Genomic DNA, 21,775 nt, shown 5'->3' on the forward strand with positions numbered 1-21,775 from the left:
CTTCACTCCTTCTTATCTCATTTTCAGTAATCCTTGAACATCCAGAATCAAGCTAATATTCCCGTTGCCAAGCAAGGTGCAGCCGGATATTCCTTCAACCTTATTAAAGCCTCTTATATATGATGGAAGCGCTTTAACCACAACCTGCTGTTGACCAACGAGCTCATCTACAAAGATACAGATCCGTTTACCGTCCTGTTCGACCATGATGACTATGCCATCGGTAATTTGCGTAACTTCAGTGAAGACGCTGTACAGCTTATGAAGACGCAGAATCGGATAGCAGTCGCCCCGAACCATCATCATCTCGTTCCCATGAGGATCAGTAATAACATCTCTAGCGAGAGGCTTAAATGACTCTACAATGGATGTTGTAGGCAATGTATACTCGGCTTCGCCTACTCGAACATTCATTCCGTCAATAATCGCAAGCGTGAGCGGAATTTTAATCGTAAAGACCGAGCCTCGGCCAGGATGGCTGTCTACGGAAATCGTTCCGCCTACCGCCGCGATGTTCTGCATCACAACATCCATCCCTACGCCACGGCCGCTGAATTCCGTTATCTGCTCTTTCGTCGAGAAGCCCGGAAGAAAGATTAGATTATAGATTTCTTTGTCCGTCATGTCTGCTTCAGATTTATGTAACAGCTGATTAAACTTCGCCTTATCCAATATTTTGCGTTTGTTTAAACCCCGGCCATCATCCCTCACCACAATCAATACTTCACCGCCAACGTTCAACGCTTCAAGCGACAACGTTCCGGTTTCCGATTTGCCGGACTCGGTCCTCTCTTCGACCGACTCCAGACCATGATCGACCGCATTTCGAACAAGATGCATAAGCGGGTCCGATATATGCTCAATAATGTTTTTATCTACTTCCGTCTCTTCGCCTATGAGCTGTAACCGGACGTTCTTTCCAAGCTTTTTGCTCATATCCCGAACTACGCGATGCATTCTTTGAAAAGTCGTAGATAGCGGAACCATCCGAATTTCCATGACTTTATCTTGAATTTCCTTCGTAATTTTTTGCAAATGAGCTGCAGCCTTATGGAATTGCTCCAATTGCAGGCCGATAATATCTGGATTTTGCGTGACCATTGCTTCTGCAATGACCAATTCCCCTACCAGATCCATCAGCTCGTCCAGCTTGCCTACATTAACATTGATCGATTTCCCCTGGTAACTGTTTGCTGAATTTTTAACCTCTTTAAGCGCTTGAGCCTCCGCTATTCCTGCCTGCGGATCCGTCACCTTCGGTTCATGAACCTGAACATCCTGAGTCTGTTCATTGTGATCAATTTGTATTTCCATATTCTCAACCATTTGCAGCTCGAGATGCTTCAAATAGCTGGTTTGGGACAGCACAGAATAAATTTCATCATAGCTCTGAGCAGTTTTTATAAACAACTGAAAACCTTGATTCCGTATCGTCTCGGCAGAAGCCGGATCGCCCAGTACATCTTCAGGAGTATGCCAGTATTCCTCTATCGAATCCTTCAAATTATGAATGATTTGATAGGCTCGCACGTTTTCCATCTCACAATCTTCCGTGAAGACGACCGTTGCTTTATAGCTGCTTAAGGTACTAGGCTTATGAGGAATGTCCTCGTTCTCTAATGAACCCGATCGCTGCTGTTCAAAAGACTGGAGTAACTGTTTGACATTTTGAAGAATAACCATGCATTCGCCATCTGCAATCTCACCATTTTTAATTTTGTGCAGCTCGATTTTGGTGAAATCCACCCCCTCCAGCATCAAGTCAGACAGCTTGGACCAATCAACCAACTGAAATTTATGCTCCCGCAAAAAAGAAAAGAGATCTTCCAATGCATGTGCTAGGGTCGCAATGTTGTGAAAATTCATCATGGAGGAGGAACCTTTGATCGTATGCATAATACGGAAAATCTCATGAATCATTTCTTCTGAGAAAAGATTTGCATGCTCACAAGCAAGAACAATCTCTTCCAGTTGCTCGACAAGCTGAGAGGTTTCAGTGATGTAGGCTTCAAATATCGGGTCGCCTTGATGAATTCCCATCGTTTCTCTCCTTAATTTCCAGTAACGATTTCCGTTAAAGCTTTAGTAATCGCGCGGTATTTAATACTTGTCATTAGTCTTTGCATGTATACAAATAGCCCTTCAACACCAGCTTGAAGGGCTACAAGAACGCATAATTGCAGTCATTGGCAGCCTGGCGATCTTAGTCCATATCGAGCCGAACCGTAGACCCATGGCTTTGCGTCACTGCTTTTCAACAGCTTTGCCCAAACGTATGTATTTGATTGATTTCCACTCATTCGTAAGTGACATTATTAGACATTATTCGACAATCCTTATTAGCTTTTTCATTATATCAACTGAGTTAAAAAACACAAGAAAATTCATGTACGATTCCAACAAATCGAATAACAAACAATCAAAAATATCTAACAATACATTTACAATGTAAAAGATCTCATAATAATACATCGGAAAAGGCTTTATAAAGATATGCTATATATCTAGTTGATCTTATTATAATAAGTCGTTGAATAAAGAAGCTTACAATTTTTTGTCGGCTAAGATAAAATTATTAATCTGCTCTAAAAGAAAATCTTTAAAAAATTAGCGATAATCCATAATAAGGAGAAGCGTTCTTCGGCGACAAAATTCGACAAAATCAAATAAAGGATGAGCATCATGCAGCTGTACTACCTCACTGCATGTCTCATCCTTGTTACTTAATCAAATAAATAATACATTTGAATTTCTTCAACAATATCTTGGTCATTGACTATAAATTCTGCAATAAATCCAAGATCGTCCTGCCAGAAGCTATAGACTCTCGCATTAGGCTTCTCCTCAATCACCATATCAACCTTATGGCTAATGTTAGGATATGCATCGAGCAATGACTGCAAATGATCGCCCACTTTAATGCCTTCCGAGGTTTGATATTGATCTCCATCCATTTTCATACCCGCCAACCATAGCTTATCCTGATCCATCCCTAAAAACTGCATTGTAAGACCTTCATAGGAGACTGTCTTCTGATACATTTCACTAAATGTGTCTGCCCCTTCTCCAAGCTTCTTGGGTGCAGTCTCCTCGATCGGTGAACCCAAAGTATTGACGACGGTGTCTTCGTCATCTCTTAATTGGACCCGTGAATCATTTGAGATCGGCTTAATCGAGTAGTATTGATCCTCTAAGATTTTCCCCGCTTCGATCGGTTGAAGAGCATGATCGTCTAATTGTTCGGCTTCAGGTTCAACAGTCGGAGACTGCAGGCTCCCTTCTGTTAGATCTGAGGCTTCAGGTTGAATGGAAGACTCTGCCGAATTCAAGGCTGAGTTCGGAGCAGCAGTCGTGCTAGAAGAGTTATTGGCGCAGCCCGACAAGAACAGTGCCGCTCCTAGCATTGAGATCAACAAGGCGCTTCTCACAAGGCACCTCCGCTATTAAGATCCGTATTCATGAATACGGTATCGATCTAGATTTATAAATATATTACCACATAAACTAAACCGGATTAACTATTTGCCATGCCTTGTACGACATAATTGCCCAAGAATCGCAGCCGCCGCCTCCTCTGGTGCCTCTAATGGAACGAAATGACCGATGCCGGGCAGTCGCCGTAACGTGAAATGATTGAAAAATTCACCCAAACGGTCTGACCATTCCACCCTCATAACCGGATCAGCTTCCCCCCAAAGCACCGTTGTCTCCTGTACGATCGGCGAGCTTGCGTTGCTACCGCTGGCTTGCTTCGCTTTATCAGCTGCTCGCGCTCGGTAATACATAATACTGCTGACCAATGCCCCCGGCTGTGCATACATATCAAGAATAGATTGCAGCTCGTTCTCATTTACAGCACTCTTATTCCCTATCCAATGCTCATAAAAATAGCTAACATATTTTCGCGCTTGTGACGGCTCATCAGCAAACAGCTGATCAAATAAATCTAGGTTATGAAAATGCTGGTACCAAAATTCAGGCTGAATGCCAGGGTCAAACCTTCTTGCTCCGATTCCAGGGTACGGCGGATTAAATAGAACTAACGATTTAACGCGTGAAGGATAAATCTGCGCCATCGTTTGAGCAATCGTCGCACCGATGTCGTGAGCCGCAATCGTAACCTGACTAAGCCCAAGCTGATCCAACATAGATATCAGATCACCTGCTAGTGCAGCCGGACTATATCCGTCGATCGGTTCCATTTGTGGCTTGTCCGATAATCCAAAGCCGCGAAAATCCGGCGCAATCACATCCGCATGTTGATGCAGCAACGGAATCACCTTGCACCAGTCATACCAATAACCAGGCCAGCCGTGCAGCAGCAGTACTGGTTCACCCTGTCCTTCCCGTACATAATGCAGCTTATTCCCATCAGCAACTTGTACAAAATAATGAATCATGACGCTTCACAACCTTCACTTTAGAATGGCTCTCATCGTTACAGCAACAATCATATATCTAGTTACTCTGACACATAATTTGAGATTTCGATCAAATTCTGATCCGGGTCACGCAAATAGACGGAGCAGATTTTACCTATTGCGCCCGTACGAGCGACTGGACCCTCTTCAATTGCAACGCCGCAAAGGTTCAAATGCCGGATCACATCATCTATCGGCGTGTCCGCTATAAAGCATAAATCTGCCGAACCCGGAAGCGGCGTATTCGCTTTCGGCTCGAATTCTCGTCCGCGCTCGTGCAAATTAATCTTTTGCCGGCCGAATTGCAAAGCGTAACGACCGCCCCCGAACTGGACGACCTCCATGCCGAGCACTTTCTCGTAGAAGCTAATTGTATTTTGCAAATTATGAACCGTAAGGACAAGATGATCGAGACGATCGATGACAATGCCCGAGGACGGTGTCTTGCGCTCCTGCTCGGCATCAAAACAATATCGCTGCCCAACTACCATCTCCATTCCCCCCATGCCGACCGCCTCAAGTGAGCGAACGAAGCCTTCCCCATCCTGACGGATTGGCGGGAAGCTATTGTAGTGGATCGGGACAACCAGGTCAGCCTGCAGCCACTGTGCAGCTACGACGGCATCCTTCGGCCCCATCGTGAAATTATCGCCAATCGGAAGGAACGCAACGTCTGGCTTAAATTTTGCTCCGATCAGTTTCATACCGTCGAACAAGTCTGTGTCCCCAGCATGAAGAAGGGTCATCCCTTCCAGCTTGATCACAAAGCCGCCGGCTGCTCCGCCATAAACGATCTCTTGAGTGGCCTCCAAGATCAGTCCTGAGCCATGTACGGCAGGGATTCGAGTGATCTCAGCGAACGGAAGGGAATAGCTGCCGCCTATATCCATTCCGAACGACTTTATCCCTTTCCAGCTGAAGAAATACCCCATTTCATAGGAGCAGATGATCGTGGCATCGTTAGCAGCCGCAATTTCCAGCGCATCGCCGACATGGTCGGGATGGCCGTGCGTCAGCAGAATCGTTTGCACCCGAATATCAGACGGCTTCGCGAGTGCGAACGGATTGCCGGTCAAGAATGGGTCGATAATGAGGGAATGTTCCCCGCTAATAATTTGTATGCATGAATGTCCATGATAAATGATTTCCATATGAATGCCTCTTTTCTTATCTTAATGGATATTTGATACTTTCCTATACAGACTCGTTATACCCTTTCCATTCCAATTAACGAGAAACACTCCTGTACAAATGAAGACTCCTCCAAGCACGACGTACCATTTCAACTGCTCACTAAGCATCAGCCAGCTCGACAGTACGCCGAACAGAGGCGCCAGAAACAAGAATGAGCTAGTCCTTCCAGGATCGCCTTGACGTAATAAATGGAACCAGACGGAGACCTGAACGATGGAGCATAGAAGGACAAGACACAGCAGCACTTCAATGGAAGTTGGTGTAATGACCAAAGATGGATGCTCGGACAGTAAACTTAAAATGAGCAGCCCGAGCCCGCCTGCCAGCATCTGATATGCCGACAGAACCTCCATTTGAAAAGCGTGACCCCATCTCTTAATTAATAGAGTCGATACTGCAAAGCATATCGCACCAACGAAAGCGATGAGCGTTCCCTGATTGATGTCCATGTGAGAACCGAACGTAAGAAAGACTCCGGCAAAACCGATAACAACGCCGATCCATACACGGGTACGATACATTGACCCCGCAAATAAGCTCCCCAAAATAATGACAAGCAGCGGATTCGTAAACGTAATGATGGCAGATTCGCTAGAAGAAATCCAGCGCATGCTGTAGTAAACACAACTCATGACAACGGTCGTCTGCAGCAATCCGATTACCGACACTTGCAGCCACATCCTGCCCCCCTTCGGTAGCGGCTTTCTTATGACGATCAGGGCAAGCAATCCGCCGGCTAGTATGTAGCGGATTCCCATCAGGAAGAAGGGCGGGGCATAATCTAATCCAATTTTGCCTATTGGAAAAGCTATCCCCATTAAGAAGGTAGTTAACAGTACAAGAGCGGCATATTGAAAATGGTTCTTCACGGCTGTCTCCACCTTCCCATCCTAGAATCCATTACAAGAGCTGCATTGTTCCTCAGTTCCATAAAAATCCACTCCCCAATTTTTTAATTACATTGTAATTGGGATTGGGTAATTTGAATAATTGAACTAATTGAATGTTGAATTCAAAAAAAATGATCTATCTACAGAAACGTAAACAAAAAAGGTTGTACAGGAACAAGAGACTGCTTCTGTACAACCTTTATTTAGGGAGCTATCGGTCTACAATAACAGCTTTTCTGGTGAATACTCTTCTTCAACCAGGCGACGATAATACGAACCGTTCGACATCAATTGTTGATGACTGCCTTTCTCGACCAGTCTGCCTTTATCCATAACAATAATGAGATCGGCATCGCGAACAGTCGAAAGCCGATGCGCGACGATGACGGTTGTCTTTCCCTTGCGCTCCTCTTTAAGCATCGCTTGAAAACGCCTCTCCGTCTCGAGGTCAAGTGCCGATGTCGCTTCATCCAAAATTAATAATTCCGTCGGCCTTAGCAATGCCCTTGCAGCAGCCAGCCTTTGGCGCTGAACTCCAGATAAAGTAATGCCGCGCTCCCCTATCACGGTCTCAAGCCCAAATGGAAGAGATCGGATAAAATCCTCAAGCTGAACGATTTGACAGGCTCGTCGTTGAGCTTGTCGAATGATAGATCGTTGCTCTGACGACAAACTTATAAGATTCGTCATATTTTGCATCGCAATAAAAAAATAAATTAAAAAGGATGACATTTCGCCCACAGTAAGCTCGTTGTTCACAACAAGATGAACACCATACAGTATAGTGGCGATTGCGCCTAAGTATTGAAAGAAACCTCTCGTCGCGTTTCGTAAATTCATAAAGTTAAAAAATTGGCGCAGCGTGTTATTATGTATGGCGACAGAAGCTTCAACACGTCGATTGCCCCATTGTTCCGCTGAATTCGTACGCAGTTCAACTTGTGCGGACAACATTTCGTACAAGGTTTGGCTTAATTGAACTCTTTGATCTGCGAATGCCTTACTGGAGGTAGACACCTTATAATTTTTGATCCAAATATGCTGTACACGATCAGCGCAGGAAACATCATGAGCGCCATCGGAACACTTATCGTACATATCAATACAAGACAGATGAACGAGAATAGACCGCACTGAATCAGTCTTGGGAACGTTTCCCTATAATATCTCTGCAAAGCATCCACCTCGGATTGCAGCAGTCCGATGCTTTCTCCCACCGGATGTTCTTCGAAGTATGAAAAGCCCATGCTCTTGATCTTCCGATAGATATACAGTTGTACATTCATAGCAACCAGCTCTTGAAGCTTTCTATTCCTTACATTTCTTTGTAAGGTCAATCCGGTGCTGACGATAATAAGAACAACGAGTGTTAGCATGATCCAGAATAACAAAGCGGTATCTTTCTCTGGCAGCACATTATCAATGACAATCTGCAATGCCTTCGGCAATAAAAGCTCAATGACCGTTATCGCGATGCCTATTAGCAGTACAACGGCGAACATCAGTCGATAAGGCAGCAGGAAGGAAAGTATCCACCTATAAACCTTCCAGTGCGTTTTAACATTTAGCTGGCTGTATAACCCTCTCGATCTTCTGCATACGCTCTGTACAATCCTTTCATCGATTGATCGTTTGCTCTTCTGACCTTCAGGTTACGTTTTATCGTCTAAACTAATTTATTGTGGTTCGATATACAGGAAAATCACATAAGTGTTCATTAAATAAGCTGCCCCCTCCGATCAACATGTTGAAATTGAAAAAGGGAGACCCGAAGGTTATGATGAATCACGAAAATTGCAAAATTTAAGGGAGAAAAGCCTTATTTTATAAGTTAAGATGTCTCACGAAAAAATGAAAAAAATTGATATGCATCAAACAAACAATTAGGTTGAATCACAGAAACTGAGAAATCCCCCTTAAGACTTATGCACTCATTATTTCATGTATTCATGATTATGCATACAGCAAAATGAGCAATTGAATGTTTATGCATAAATCTTATGACTCAAAATTAAACTTATCGAAACCAATTAGAATACAGCTATCACATCCATGGAAAATCCCTCCACTTCCGTTGAAGACCATTATACTAGTGACTAACTTTAAGTAATTGGGTTTTGTGAATGAAATGTTGTGACACGGAGATTATATCAATCAAACTATCGTTCTAATCGACTTTGTTGACGGAACTCTTTAAGCATCTGATTCAATACTTTCCCTGTTTTTAAGCGTATCACGACTTGCTCTTCCTGATGTTTGGAGTTTGACTCGATCCATGAATATTTACCTTCCAAAGAGTTTAATTTGTCTAAAAAATCCTCTTTGCGAAGGTGGACATAATCAAGAAACACGTCCTTTTCTAGCGAATCCTCGAATAACAGAACGACCTCAAAGAATCGCCTTCTGGCATACCCCTCTTCATGATCATCCTCATCATATAGGAATTCACTCAACTTGTAGGAAGGGCTGTCCTTTGTAAAATATTTCAGCGCATAGTCAGGATGAATCTTGTACTCACCAAAAAATAGATACCCCCAATCGGGAACTGGTGTAGTATACCGACCTCCATCGAGAATCACTATTTGCGTTCTATATAGTTGAGTACCGAAATACTTTATATTTAGCATTTGAAACATCGTAGATGAATTGGTCATCGCATATGAATAGAACTGCGGTGTCAGTTCGCGACCTTCATCGTCATCCTCAATCGTGATGGTAAACTCCGGATTAAAAATATTGTAGTAAGTATCTTCATCTCGTTTCCATTCGTTCTTGTTTTCAAGACGTTTCATAATCTGTTCAAAAGGAGATCTGGTCAGCAAAAATCGTTTCTTCCACAAGTACTCAATATTATTGATATCCGCGCTCTTATCAATATCGGTATTGGTATCACCTACGCGAGTGTAGATATGATTGGCTCGAACCCTTCTTCCTTGATCAGGAAAGTCCTCAGTCAGAAAATACGGTGTGTCTGTGCTGTTTTTGATGATCAAGACGTCGACCTCGTGGTTTGCAATCATTAGAGTTCGCATCTCTACTCGAGGTCGGATACCCGAAACAAATTTCTTGGTTTTCAAAAAATCAATAATCTGCTGTTGGTTCCTTAGGTTTTCATCATTTTCAACCCCTACAACTTCGAAGGTTCCGTCAGCAATACCGAAAATTATATAAGCATCCCTGTCAACTCGGTTGTTTGCCATACAGATGATATCGTGTAACAGGTTTGCTTTATTGGAATGATGCTTCTCCTTGAAGTCCCAGTAATCATCTTCTCGCTTAGAGTAAATTAACGCTTCAATTTCTTTTTGCAACTCGATATCATCCAATAATATAATACCTCCAAACAATTTGCATTCTTACCTAAATTATAACAAAAACCGGCATTCTTCTTATGGTAAACTGCTTGAAACAATAATCGCGCGACAATGAATACATTATTATTTGACGAATTTTCGGATTCCGTCAAACCTGGTATCATCATTGTAATCGTATACGATCCCCACACTGAATTTAGCCCTCGTGAGAGCTACATAAAATTTCGAGCGACTCATAGGGGCTAACTCATAATTATTATCGTTCATCCATTTAATAAAAGGTTGTGTTGGATATATAAGAACTCGATCAAAAGTGAGTCCTTTTGACTCTCCAAAGTTAATGCTTGGGTAATTCTTGTTGACACTTTCACGTGAGCTATCCCGTAATTGGACCGGATTATATTTTTGTAAATAATATTCTACATCTTCTCTTCTGACTAAAAAAATACCATCGTGATCTGTTGTAATCATTTGTTTGGAGACACATGGTCTATAAGCCGGATAAAGCCTTGACGAATACTCACATATGTACTTGTTGTTTCTATATGAACAATTTAGTGTCTCATCATCGATTTCACATATATTTTTACGGCATTCATTAAGTATAAAGTCTTTAATTTTGCCTTCTTTATATTTCGTGTATTTTCTTTCATTATGTGTAAGATACGTAACTTGGCGTGGATCGCCAGCAAGTAATACGTTGGACTGACTCTGCAAGAGCAACTTTAAAAGATCTAGGTCGTAACCAGCAAGATCCTGAATTTCATCAATAAATATATTTTTAAAAATTCTGCTTAATCTGTCTATAACAGCCCCATTACTTTTCTCGTTACACCTTAAGACAAACTTTGAAATCTTATCAGAGTAAATCTTAGAATCATTGTTAAAGTAGTGCTTCTTAAGATTATCTAATTCACCAAAGTAGATCTTCTTACCCGATCTAGTGGTAAACCTTAATGCAGATGGCTCATTTACCAAAATCATTCCTGTGATTGGCTCATCGAAAACTCCACCTTGATAAGGACGAACCCCATGCTGAAGTAAGGTTGAGAACCAAGTTTGAACCGTTACATTCGATGGAACGCAACCATTGATTTCGATAAACTTCTTTCGTATTTCAGCTTCGTTTGCTTGAGTGTACGTTGTAATAAGTACAGTACTGCTTGTTTTTAATGCCTCATTTACGAGAAAAGTTGTCTTTCCAGAACCTGCCGCGGCTATTATAAGTCTATTTGTTTTCATCACTTTATGGCCTCTAATAGATAATCTGGAAATATTACCGATTCCTCAGTATCAAAAATTTTCAACGCACACTCCGTCTTATTATTTTTCATATATTTATGCATCTCATCTATTTCTTTAATATCCGTCCCAAAAATGCTATTAAGTTTCTTGAGCCCGTTAGCTTTTAATAACTTTGGCTCCAGTGTGTTGTAGTTAAAGAGAGAACCATTTTTTAGTTTCAGATTACCTTTATCTACTGTACTGTCAAAACAAATTTTAATATGTGCTTTTGCATTTGACCCGAGATACTTATCGTATTTTTTATATATCGCTTCTAAATCACCATCATTATCTGTAACTACCGCAATTGGTTTCTCAAGTAATTCAGCAATCTCTAGGAATCTTAAAAAAGATGTCCCTACCGAAATGACATCTATTTCATCTTGAATAGGAAGCTTGCCATCATTATTAAGCATATACGCTTTTTGAATGACAAGCTCATCAGAGTCACCTTCAACAAGGATGGCTTTTTTGCTTAAAATAAGCCTGAGAGTATCATAGCCGGCTACCTTTTGAAAGAAATTCTTAGTATCTGCATTCAAATCATTTAAGCGCAATGATTTTTTGCCATTTAATAAAACTAAATTGTCTAGACCTAGTTTATTAGCTACAAAACTACTGTGTGTTGATATAATAATCTGTTTATCCTGTTGGCTCTCCTTAATTTTATGAATGAATTGATTGAGCTTAGTATGAGATAGGTGATTCTCAGGCTCCTCAATTAATATTACAGTAGCCTCTTTAGCCTTCTTGTGCCCCAAAGCTAACTCTGTTTTTATGATACATTGTTCACCTTTACCTACAAAATGAAAAGGAACGTCATTCAAATAAGTCATTAAGCTATTTTCCCAGGCGTTCTTAGAAAGCAGCTCTACAGATAATTCTACCTTTTTCCCTGTAAGGACGGCAGTTTTCTGAATCTTTTCATTTATAGCTTTTATTGAAGGTGAACTCATAAAGTTTTCCCGCATTTTTCTATGTGCTTGAGAGACCCCCACAATATCTTCGGGCTCCAAGTTCTCACGAACTATACGAGATATGTATACATCTGATCCATTTTGATATCGACTGCTTGTTGAATCAATTAATGCAGATTTAAGCGGAATACCTTTAGGGGTGATTATTTCTCGGGCAAAAGTAGTCCAGTAAACATCGTAGTATTCAATTGGGAGGGTTTTTACGTCTCCCATTCTTATCAATTGTTCGTATTCGCTTAAATACTTCTCATCGAAAGCAATTTTAAAGGATATACCGCAGTCCTTAGACCTATCGCTATTCCCATTGCCTTCAAACAAAGGCAAGTCGTCACCGCTTACATAGATTTCAACTAAGATATGTGGTAATCTAGGATTCTTGCCCTGTTGTAAATCATCGATGTATTGATTAACAACCTCATTATTAAACAAGTATTGAGTTAATTCATTTTTGATGCTTTTTCCGTTAAAAAGACCTGTCAGTGCTAAATGTATTGCTTCAAGAATAGTAGTTTTTCCTGCTTCGTTGTTCCCAACAAGAATGTTTAGTCCATTGCTTAGTTCAAGGACAAACTCTCCCTTGTAACATTTAAAGTTTTCGATTTTCAGCTTTTTTATGTACATGCAGTCAACCCCTCACCGAGTACAGTAACTGAATATTATCATGTAAATATTCTCCAGACGCGGGTTAATGACCTGCAAGCTTCTCGACTTTTTTCTACAAAATCAAAAACAGCTTATTTTCGCTGTCTTCTAGTCCAGTCCTTTAAAGATGGCACCGTAACTTAAGCGAAGTTGCCTTCCTTATCATTAATAACATAAGTTTTTATACCGCAGCGTCACCTTTAAAAGCAGCGCCGTCCTTATTATATGTTACTGTAAACACCATGTCCGAGAGCCATTTCCTAAATGAGGAATTGTCATTAAACTGCTTGAAGATCTCCATATTATCCGTCATTAAGTTAATAATCGCTTTGTTCAAAGCTTTATCGCTCTCGATTTTCGCATTTTGTTTGTCGGAATTTTTCATGGCATTTTGGTAATCTTTATCTTTGGAAACCATCAAGATAATTTGCCAAGGTTTCTTCTCCCGAAAGTTTGTCAATATGACTATCCAAAACATTGATTAAAAAAATGACTTTTTCAAAATCATTTAGCAATGTCATGTATTTCAACCCAGTTACTATCGTTTCTTTTGTTCTTAGCTAATGTTAAGGAAAATTGTCTGCCGACATTGTTAAATCTGCTCGTTACCACGTTCTCCGTTCCATCATCAATTATAACAAAACAAGCGATCAATCGAGGTAAAGGTTTAACCGCCTTCTCGATGATCACTTATTCTTGTGACCACGCTTTGTTAGTCACATATTTAGTTTAACACAAGCCATTATTGCCATCCAATCCAAGGAATACTGGTATCAAACTAATTGAAAAAGTGACGACCTTGAAGCGTAAATATACTTTAGTCTCAGCTCTTCTTAAGAACGTCACCAAAATAGAACGCCACTCACTTAAAAGACGACGGTCCATTCCTAACTTTTAAAACAAATTCACGTTCTTCATTTCTTCATAGATAAACACGAGCAGATCCTTCTCGAAATCGAGGGAGCTATTTTTAATATCCAATACATAAGTGCCGTCGCCACCTCTGATCAGATACGGCTCAAGAAATCGCTCGATAAATTCCTGCATGCCACCCTCCGCATACTCTTCGACGATGTGTTTGAAATCCTCAATTTGGCCTAAACGTTCAAATTGAATGCCTTCCTTCGAGAAGGCAATCGTCACGTACGGGATGAGTTCGTTCTCCGTAAACGTCGAAAGACGCATATCGTTCGTTGGGCCGGTCACCGGCATACTTCGATCATATTTAAACCCGAGGCACGCGCAGAACATGAACGTCTGAGCGTTTTGCGGGAAAATCCCCAACTCCCTCAAAGGATGATAAATGCTCTCATACGCTTTGCTCCAGTATATCCGCGAATCTCCCGAAAATCGGATACTCATATGGTGTCCCCCTTATCGATCAGGCTGGAAGCCCAACACACTTTCCCGAATGATTTCCGTCTGCCCCGCCACCGGAATACGGAGACGATACACTTCGCCCCAGCGACCGGTTTTGCGCAGCTCGTTGCACTCAACCTGGGTAAGCTCCGTGTCTGTCGCAAGGAGTACCCATTGCGGAGTCATATCCGGAATGAGCCGGAGCAGGTTATCCCGGTTTTCGCCCGATATGCGGCCGAACGGCGTATCCATGAACAATGGGATTTCAAGGACGTTGTCGGTCCCGCCCGAGATGCGAAGTAGTGAAATAATGAACGATAAGGACAAAATTTGTCGCTGCCCCGACGACAGGTTTGGCAGGAAATTCGCTCCGTTCCAAGCAATCACCTGCAGGGAGAAGTCCTTCTCGATGCGCACTTCTTTTAGGTTTTTCCGGCTCTCCTCGTCGATAAACGACCGGAAAATCGTCGTCGTTTCTCGTTCGACCTGACGCGAAATTTCCCCGATGAACTTCTGCTGAATGTCCCTCAACGCCTCTTTCGCCATTTGGGCGATTTCCTTCATTCGAACCTTCGTATCTTTCGCTGCTTCCTTCTTCCCTAGTTCTTTCAGAAGCAGATCAAGCTCCCGCTTCTCGCCCGTCAGCCGACTAAGCTCGTCCGTACCACGGGAGATTTTCCCACGTAATTCCCCGATGCGCCCGGAGGCATTATCGCGAGCCTGTTGCATGTGACGGAAGTCCACGTTCGGACTGTCGCCGATTTCGTCATTGATGGCATCGATGGCGCGTTGAACCTTTTTTATCTCCGTATCGATATCTTTGTATTCCTTCAAGAGCTCATGAATACGCTCCTCGAAAGCCTTGTTCCGCTCAATGGCAGAACGGACCTCTTCCTTCAGATCATTCACTTCCCGCGTATACGCATGTTCCTGATGCTGGTCGAGCAGCAGTTGAACCGCCTTCTGCTGCTTCGAGTCCGGTTCGATGTCAGTATCGCAAATCGCGCATTTACGATCGGCTAAAATTTTCTCCAGCAGCTCCTTCGCAATGTCGTATGGGTTGCTCATATTCGCGCGGAGATGCTCGATCTCGCTGTAAAACCGGGTATACTCGTTCTTCATCAGCAAATTAAAGCTCACTTTATTGAAGTCGCGCATCTTTTTCAGGTGTTCGGCTTTCCGCGTGCTTAATCCCTTCAGTTGGGCGGTCCACTGCTCGCGGGCCACCACCTTTTCGCTTATCTCACGGTGCCCCTTAAGTTGGTCGTCAATGCGTCTCACATCGCGTTCCTTTTGATCCAACTCCTCCCGCCATAGCTCCAAGTCCCGCTCAAGGTTGGCAATCGCCTGCTCCTTCTCCTGCTGCTCTCTCAGCTTCGTCTGGTACTCACCACTCGCGGCTTGCACGAGCTCCTGCTGATAATTCGAATATAGCTTTGATACCGCTTGCACCGACTCTTCCAATGCATCCAGCTTCATCAGGTTTCGAATGCCCTTGGCTACTTCCTTCTTCTGACTCTGATCGTCCCGCATCAGTTGCTCGATCCGCTCTCCGTCAAACAGGAAATAATCCTTCATTCGCCGGTCGAAGATCCGATGAACTATCGCCGCAATTTCGTCTTCCCGGTCGTAGACGTTCGTCCGCCCATCTCGATCTACGTGCAGCAACTTTGTCGACAAGAAATCCTCCTCGATCTGGCCGTCCTTAAACAACTGCGATGCGATAACGCGCTCGAGTTCGTACCGCTCCCCCTGATGCGTGAAAAACACCTTCACGCGGGCGATCCCAGAGCCGTCCGAATCCTCCTGCAGAGCATTCAGGTTGCAAATATAGTAAGTGTCGCCCTTTTTACCCATTTCCTTATCCTTCGCCAGCTCCGCGACACCGAACAAAGCGACCATTAATGCGCGGTAAATCGTCGTTTTCCCACGGCCGTTTGCGCCGTAGACAACGGTTACGTTCTTCTCTTTGTCCGCCTCGTGCCCGGCGAAATAGATCGTCTGCTCCCCATAATACTGCTTAAAGTTAAAGAGCTCTAACTTTTCAATTCTCACCCCCGCTCACCCCCTGTACCAATTTCCGCATTTTATACTCCAGCTTTCGCATGACCTCTTGCTGCGTTAGTCCTTGGCCGAAGCCCTGCAGCGCCTCGACTATCAATTCCTGCACCTCTACGGGATACTGCTTCAATTCTTCCTTAATTTTGGGGTGAACACCGCTGCTAGTTTCCATCGTCATCGTGATCCAGCTCCTCCTGCAAGGATGAATAGATTTCTTCCGGTCGGAGGCTCAACAGAAAGCCAAGGCCGTACCGTTCCAAAATGTCATAAGCCTCATCATGTATGGCGACGCGGTTGCTCGCGCAAATATAAAATTCAACGAACCGGGCAAACTCCCGCTTTATGACCTGCTCGTGCGTCCGCCCCTCCTCGTACAAGACTCGTGGAGGGATCATCACGAAATCGTGAATATGCGCCTTCGTCTTCCCAAACGTCTTACGCAGAATTCTACCCCGGCGCTGAATGAATTGGCGTGGATTTGACGTGCTGGCGAGGAAATAAGCGCGTTTCGTAGCCGGGACGTTTACTCCCTCGTCCAAGCATTTCATCGCCACAATAACCTGAATATCGCCTCGTTCGAACGCTTGCAGAATCTTTCGCCGATCGCTATTACTCGTCCCAGCTACAATCTCCTGCACTCTTAATCCGGTGTCGGCTACTTGACGCAGAATTTCTTTATGCTTTCCTTCGGGACTGTACACAATCGTATGGGAGAAATGTTCATGCCCGACCTCACGAATGTGTTGCCGCAATAAAGCGAGGAAAGTATTCACTTTGTTCTCGGATTTGTTGATAATGTTGGCTCGCTGGGCGGCATAGACGTTCGCCGCATCCCGCTTGACCGGGTCCTTCTTCGCCGCCTGCAGCAACTGACTGATCTTGATCGATAGTTTCTTGTATTCCGCGTACTCTTGCTCAGTCATCTCCACGTAATGCGGCGTGAAATCGTACGGGGTCAAAAACTTTTCCTCTATCGCACGCTCCAGTCCGAATGAAATGACTTCCTTCGAGAAGTATTCGGTCACTACACGCGTCCCGGCTGGATCTCTCCAACGCTCCGGCGTCGCCGATAGCCCGATGCGCATCTGAATTCCCGGATGCAGTGAATTGCGGAGATATCCTGCGCCTAAATAGTGCGCCTCATCTCCGATGAAAAGTATGCTCTCCTTATCACGAATTTTCGAGACGAGCCGCAGGAATTTGGTCTCGTCCGCATTCGACTGATGCGTCACGATGAAGCAAAATACGTCCTCCAGCCCGATATTGTAATCGTCAATGATCGAATTGACCTGTAGCAGCCAGTTACGGTCCGTAGACAAGATCGGATCATACCCGAACGTCTGCACTTCTTCCTTCCATTGTTCCACCAGATGTTTGAATGGCACCGAGACGATTAAGCCGAGCTTTCGGCGATCTCGATAAACATCGGCCGATGCGGCAAGGGATGTAATCGTCTTACCTGTCCCTGTCGCCATACAGAACAACCCCTGATGTCCATTCCGCTTCCATTCCTCAATCGCATGTTTCTGATATACGTACAACGACTTATCACTGGGGAGGCGGATCTTAAGCGGCTCTTCGGCCAGCGGTACGGCTGCCGTTTTCGCTATATCATAAGGCCGTTCCGTATATTGCGTAATCCTGACCAGCTTGTCCCGAATCAGCTCCGGCAGCTTATAGATTCGAAAGAACTCATTCTGTTCATGAAAAAGCTTTGCAAACCTCTCCTTGTGCTTCTCCACATAAGGAGCCTGACCTTCCACCCAGGAGCAATAAACCGAGAAGCTTTCCCCGTTATAGTTGGCGTGGATCGAATCATTGTAGCTTCCGTGAATCGCTACATGATCCCCAGCCTCATCCGTGAAAACGGCAAATTTATCGTGGAAGTCGCCTATGTTATTTTTGGGGATGGCGAACTTCATTTCAAGCAATCCATCGGCGATCAGCCAGGACAGCAGCGTCAGCGTTTCCCGTGCCCCGCCCTCCTCCATCACGTCCACCTCTTGTAGCAGAGTTTCGTACAGGAGCTGATCTTCCTTCGCCAATTCTCCTCGGCGAATCGCCGCCAGATCGGCCTCGGATAAGTGAGGTGACGTGATAATCTGTGCCTTTCCTTTTCGCTCAATAAGTTTCTTAATCCCCTGCAAATTCATCTGCAGCCAGCCGGAGGTGAAGAAGCCCACGCCTCTCTGGTATAAAACGGATTCTTTTAGTAACGGCAGAAAGAGGTCCGTCACGATACTATGCTCAGAGGTGTCGTACACATATTGAAGTCCTAAATCTCTAAGCAATCCTCTGTCACCCCCTCATTCGATAGAGTTCGTGTGTCATAATCTCCAGGGTCGGTGTCGTCACATACGGCATATCCTCGTCCATTTCATCGTTCAAATAGAGTTTGCTCATATTCCTTTCGATCAGGTGCAACTCTTGCAGGCGGTTTTCCATCTGCCGCAGGGAGGTGGCACCCCCGAATTCCGACACTAACACGTAATAAATCAAGTCCATTTCGTTTGCGATCCCATGCGGGTTGTCTTCCCGAACGAACAGCTTTTGGCTCAGGCCTAGCAGATTCAATCGGTCGTCTCCATACTTCAGCAGTGACACCATTAAATCGGGTGTCCAGTCAATTCCGTTTTCCAATCGCGGAATCCGGCTCATGAGCTCCGCATCGTCGACGACCTGATGCAGATCCAATAAGAAGCGGTTCTGTTCATGCAGACAGTCGATGTGATCGTGTATGGTCGTAAGAAGCGCTTCCTGCTTTTCCTCCGACCAACCGATTGAATCCTTATGAACGTAAGACCAAGTTTGGTTTTTGCTAAAGTCGTAGACGAGCAAATTCCCGGGTCTAGAAGTAATCAACGCGAATTCCCTATTGTCCCAACCTATGCTCTTAAAATACGTCTCCAGCTCGCTTCGATAGAAAATGCGCTTCTCACTGGCCATCTTGACTTCAAGAATCGCCAACTTCGACCGTCTTGCACTCGCGTGAAGCTCCTCTTCCACATCGAACAACCCGATCTTTGGATAAATGTAGAAACTGAACACGTCAGGATATTCGCGCTCAAGCAAGTAATACAATGATTGATAAGAATCGACATTCGCGAGCTTCATAATCGCCCGGTTTACGATTTTCACAGAAACGATTTCAGATTCATTCGTTCGTAGCTTCTTAACGAGCCAATTTTTCACCATTTCCAGGCCTTGTTCGTTCACCTGAAGATTATCGATATGAATATACTCGTCAAAGCCCACCCGAATGATCTCTTCGCCCATGCGCTGTTCGATATGGTACGTTTCCCATCCCAATTGATCCCTGAAATGCTCCAAAATTTCCTTCCGGGACACCTTACGCCTTTGCTGCTTCATAAAATCGTAGAAAATTCGAGTCAGCGGTTGGTTCGCCACTTCCAGCTGCCCCTTCAGACAAATGCGGGGTGCCTTCACGAAATCGAAATCATCCGAAAAGAACAATTTAAAGCACGTATAAAGCGCATATTCATTGGTGATCCCCAGCCGCTCCAGATCGTCTTTGAAATGCCATAACGTTCTTGTCAATCGAATTTGGGGAGCTTGGCTGTCCCGCAATAATTGGACGGTCCAATCTCTCATTCGCAACAATTTATCACGAGAGACGGCAATGCTTTTCCTTGGAACATAGTATCCGTTATCCCAGATGAGTACTTCCTCTTCATTCCGAAGCAGTGAAGCAATGATCGCTCTGTCCTCGTTATCAACAAATTTATCCGGATACAATTCGCGGGCGATGTTTGTGAACTCAGCAGCATTCTTGATGATCGCCAGCCCATGCGGAAAGAACGCTTCGAACAGCGGAAGCAATAGTTCCTTCTTTGAGCCTCGGCTAGGGAAATACAAGGATCTATAGGAGATAAAATATTTGTCTATTATATTTTTTTGGATCATTTCTGGTTTCAGGAGCGTATTTGAATCATTTTTTTCAAAATAAGTATTGCATTTTAGCTGAAGCATGGTAGGCTCGAACCATTGCTGTTCTCTAGTGATTTCAGTAAGGAAATGTTTTATCTCCTCGTCAATCCTTAAAATATCGCTCGTGAAGAAACATTGATAATCATGATCGTATTTTAGATCCAGATCGCATTTTTTGATTACACTTTGAAGTAATGCCCCTTCCGGTTCAGACAGATCATGGTCCGATTGGAACAGCACATGCAATGGGACAAGCTCATTGCGCTGTCTTACCGTATCTTGGATTTCAATCAACAACGGAACATGTCGGAAGATGTACTCGCTAAACGCTTTTACCTCGATTTGTCGTATGCGTTCCCGGGTGATCCCTTTTCGCTCGGCAATCTGCTGCAGCGTAAGCTCTTCTCCGAAGCTTCCCTTATCCATGCGCAAGTGCAGGATCTCCCACAGGTCTTCTTCGATCTCATCGATTCGTTCATTGTGCAACAACCTTGAAAGGTCATGACGAAACAACACCCACCGTTCGCCAAGCATCGGCTCTTGTTCTTCGCCATCCAATCGAATATATAACTTCTCTAATACACGAAGCATCTTGTTCACTCTGGCGTGGGGCCTTGTCAGTAACGTCTTCAGTTCGTCTAGCGTGTACCTTGATAGATCACCGAACACACGAATCCGGTGAGAATAGCAGACATCGATGAACGCAAGGTACGCATTATTTTTGCTCCCTAATTCCTTATAGGCGTCTACGTCCGTGTTACGTAGCCAGGACGGAACATATATCTTCCGTACAATTACTTTTTCCTTCTCCAGGCATGCCATCGCTTCATGCTGCTGGCCGGCATACCGGCCGACCAACGCACCAAGTTCTTCCTTAAACTTTCGTATTTTCCCGGCGCCCACCTGTGATTTGTGACGGAAGTAGTCGTATAGATCGTTCGGAAGCTTGCCGTAGGTCGTGAAGCCGTCCTTTCTCAAGAAATACACGTTGCGCCCCACCGAGGTTGAGAAGTCATTCTCCAAGTTTCGCTCCCACATCGATTCGGGGATCACAATCCGCTCGTTCTCGAAGGTCACGATCTTGACCTCTTCAGATGGAGATGGTTGCTCCGATTTTGCTGCAGTTTGAACCAAGGGACCCACCGAGAAGCCTTGTTCTAATAAGGTTTCTACAAAAGATTCGCACCAATCGCTGAGGCTCGTCTTCTCCAATTGATGTCGAAGATTCGGTAGATAAAGGCCATGAAAATCCTCGATCCGCAGTAGTCCGTAGCTCTGAAGAAACGTACGAAGGAAGCGCTCCATTTTGAAAGGGAGGACAACCTCGGATGGAAAGCTTTGTTTATGTTCGCTGTTAAATACGAGAAAGTTCTCTTCTTCCTCGAACGCGAGCGAAGAGAAACGCTCAAGCTTCCCCCGGAATTGCACGCCCAGTAGGCCTAGGATTCGAATGACATCCCAGAATGCAGTTGTATGCGTTTGAAAGAAGGCGGTCAGCCCCTCTTGAGTGATATCTCGGTATCGCGAGATATTGCTATATTCAATAAAACGCCGAACGTCCGGGTGCGAATTCACAATAACCCGGTTGTGAAGCCGTTCATCGATCATGATGGGATTCAACAAGGTCACCTGCATTCCCGATTAGCCTATTTTATTAATCAACCCATATTATTTGGTAAAAATCT

16 protein-coding genes and 1 riboswitch are annotated in these 21,775 nt (G+C 44.1%); all 16 genes read right to left on the minus strand.

All coding sequences use genetic code 11. From position 1 onward, the window contains the following. Positions 1-12: 12 nt before the first annotated feature. Entirely contained in the window at positions 13-2,040 is a 2,028-nt protein-coding gene (locus tag PXY01_RS03390; protein ID WP_127567273.1) for a chemotaxis protein CheA, read from the minus strand. 145 nt (positions 2,041-2,185) lie between these two features. Further along, positions 2,186-2,278, minus strand: a riboswitch (cyclic di-GMP riboswitch). Positions 2,279-2,723: 445 nt separating this feature from the next. Beyond that, positions 2,724-3,428, minus strand: coding sequence for a hypothetical protein (locus tag PXY01_RS03395; RefSeq protein ID WP_127567275.1), 705 nt, complete (start codon positions 3,426-3,428; stop codon positions 2,724-2,726). Between the two features lie 90 nt (positions 3,429-3,518). Next, positions 3,519-4,400 carry an alpha/beta fold hydrolase gene (locus tag PXY01_RS03400; RefSeq protein ID WP_127567277.1) on the minus strand — a complete coding sequence of 294 codons (882 nt, stop codon included), beginning with the start codon at positions 4,398-4,400 and terminating at the stop codon, positions 3,519-3,521. A gap of 62 nt (positions 4,401-4,462) precedes the next feature. Further along, positions 4,463-5,572: a metal-dependent hydrolase gene (locus PXY01_RS22595; protein ID WP_127567279.1), complete on the minus strand. Its 1,110-nt coding sequence runs from the start codon at positions 5,570-5,572 to the stop codon at positions 4,463-4,465. Positions 5,573-5,593: 21 nt separating this feature from the next. Next, positions 5,594-6,484, minus strand: coding sequence for a DMT family transporter (locus PXY01_RS03410; RefSeq protein ID WP_246027777.1), 891 nt, complete (start codon positions 6,482-6,484; stop codon positions 5,594-5,596). 240 nt (positions 6,485-6,724) lie between these two features. Continuing rightward, on the minus strand, positions 6,725-7,522 hold the full coding sequence (locus PXY01_RS03415; protein WP_218028204.1) for an ATP-binding cassette domain-containing protein: 798 nt from the start codon (positions 7,520-7,522) through the stop codon (positions 6,725-6,727). Continuing rightward, complete coding sequence (locus tag PXY01_RS22600; RefSeq protein WP_127567283.1) at positions 7,477-8,007, minus strand: ABC transporter transmembrane domain-containing protein; 531 nt, start codon at positions 8,005-8,007, stop codon at positions 7,477-7,479. Before PXY01_RS22600 ends, PXY01_RS03415 begins: the two co-directional genes overlap by 46 nt. Positions 8,008-8,664: 657 nt before the next feature. Next, on the minus strand, positions 8,665-9,831 hold the full coding sequence (locus PXY01_RS03425) for an ATP-binding protein (protein ID WP_164744289.1): 1,167 nt from the start codon (positions 9,829-9,831) through the stop codon (positions 8,665-8,667). A gap of 111 nt (positions 9,832-9,942) precedes the next feature. Next, the gene (locus PXY01_RS03430; protein WP_127567287.1) at positions 9,943-11,061 is read right to left on the minus strand and encodes a UvrD-helicase domain-containing protein; all 1,119 of its coding nucleotides are present in this window, start codon (positions 11,059-11,061) and stop codon (positions 9,943-9,945) included. Continuing rightward, a complete protein-coding gene (locus PXY01_RS03435; RefSeq protein ID WP_127567289.1) occupies positions 11,061-12,701 on the minus strand; it encodes an ATP-dependent nuclease in 1,641 nt (546 codons plus the stop codon). The genes PXY01_RS03430 and PXY01_RS03435 overlap by 1 nt, the downstream gene beginning before the upstream one ends. A 202-nt stretch (positions 12,702-12,903) precedes the next feature. Next, positions 12,904-13,182 (minus strand): restriction endonuclease, encoded by a 279-nt coding sequence (locus PXY01_RS03440; RefSeq protein ID WP_246027778.1) that lies wholly within the window; start codon positions 13,180-13,182, stop codon positions 12,904-12,906. Between the two features lie 434 nt (positions 13,183-13,616). Next, on the minus strand, positions 13,617-14,084 hold the full coding sequence (locus PXY01_RS03445) for a DNA phosphorothioation-associated 4-like protein (protein WP_127567291.1): 468 nt from the start codon (positions 14,082-14,084) through the stop codon (positions 13,617-13,619). A 12-nt stretch (positions 14,085-14,096) separates the two neighbouring features. Then, complete coding sequence (locus PXY01_RS03450; protein WP_127567293.1) at positions 14,097-16,136, minus strand: ATP-binding protein; 2,040 nt, start codon at positions 16,134-16,136, stop codon at positions 14,097-14,099. After that, the gene (locus PXY01_RS03455) at positions 16,126-16,320 is read right to left on the minus strand and encodes a hypothetical protein (RefSeq protein WP_127567295.1); all 195 of its coding nucleotides are present in this window, start codon (positions 16,318-16,320) and stop codon (positions 16,126-16,128) included. The genes PXY01_RS03450 and PXY01_RS03455 overlap by 11 nt, the downstream gene beginning before the upstream one ends. Next, on the minus strand, positions 16,304-18,433 hold the full coding sequence (locus PXY01_RS03460) for a DEAD/DEAH box helicase family protein (protein WP_127567297.1): 2,130 nt from the start codon (positions 18,431-18,433) through the stop codon (positions 16,304-16,306). The genes PXY01_RS03455 and PXY01_RS03460 overlap by 17 nt, the downstream gene beginning before the upstream one ends. Before the next feature lie 7 nt (positions 18,434-18,440). Then, positions 18,441-21,710, minus strand: coding sequence for a sigma factor-like helix-turn-helix DNA-binding protein (locus PXY01_RS03465; RefSeq protein ID WP_164744290.1), 3,270 nt, complete (start codon positions 21,708-21,710; stop codon positions 18,441-18,443). Positions 21,711-21,775: the final 65 nt, after the last annotated feature.

This window comes from Paenibacillus xylaniclasticus (genome assembly GCF_004001065.1).
Classification (GTDB): domain Bacteria; phylum Bacillota; class Bacilli; order Paenibacillales; family Paenibacillaceae; genus Paenibacillus_T; species Paenibacillus_T xylaniclasticus.

Coding starts and splice junctions, on each gene's coding strand:
- PXY01_RS03445 (WP_127567291.1), bottom strand. CDS start 14,084: ATGAGTATCCGATTTTCGGGAGATTCGCGGATATACTGGAGCAAAGCG.
- PXY01_RS03390 (WP_127567273.1), bottom strand. CDS start 2,040: ATGGGAATTCATCAAGGCGACCCGATATTTGAAGCCTACATCACTGAA.
- PXY01_RS03435 (WP_127567289.1), bottom strand. CDS start 12,701: ATGTACATAAAAAAGCTGAAAATCGAAAACTTTAAATGTTACAAGGGA.
- PXY01_RS03400 (WP_127567277.1), bottom strand. CDS start 4,400: ATGATTCATTATTTTGTACAAGTTGCTGATGGGAATAAGCTGCATTAT.
- PXY01_RS03430 (WP_127567287.1), bottom strand. CDS start 11,061: ATGAAAACAAATAGACTTATAATAGCCGCGGCAGGTTCTGGAAAGACA.
- PXY01_RS03455 (WP_127567295.1), bottom strand. CDS start 16,320: ATGACGATGGAAACTAGCAGCGGTGTTCACCCCAAAATTAAGGAAGAA.
- PXY01_RS22600 (WP_127567283.1), bottom strand. CDS start 8,007: ATGTTCGCCGTTGTACTGCTAATAGGCATCGCGATAACGGTCATTGAG.
- PXY01_RS22595 (WP_127567279.1), bottom strand. CDS start 5,572: ATGGAAATCATTTATCATGGACATTCATGCATACAAATTATTAGCGGG.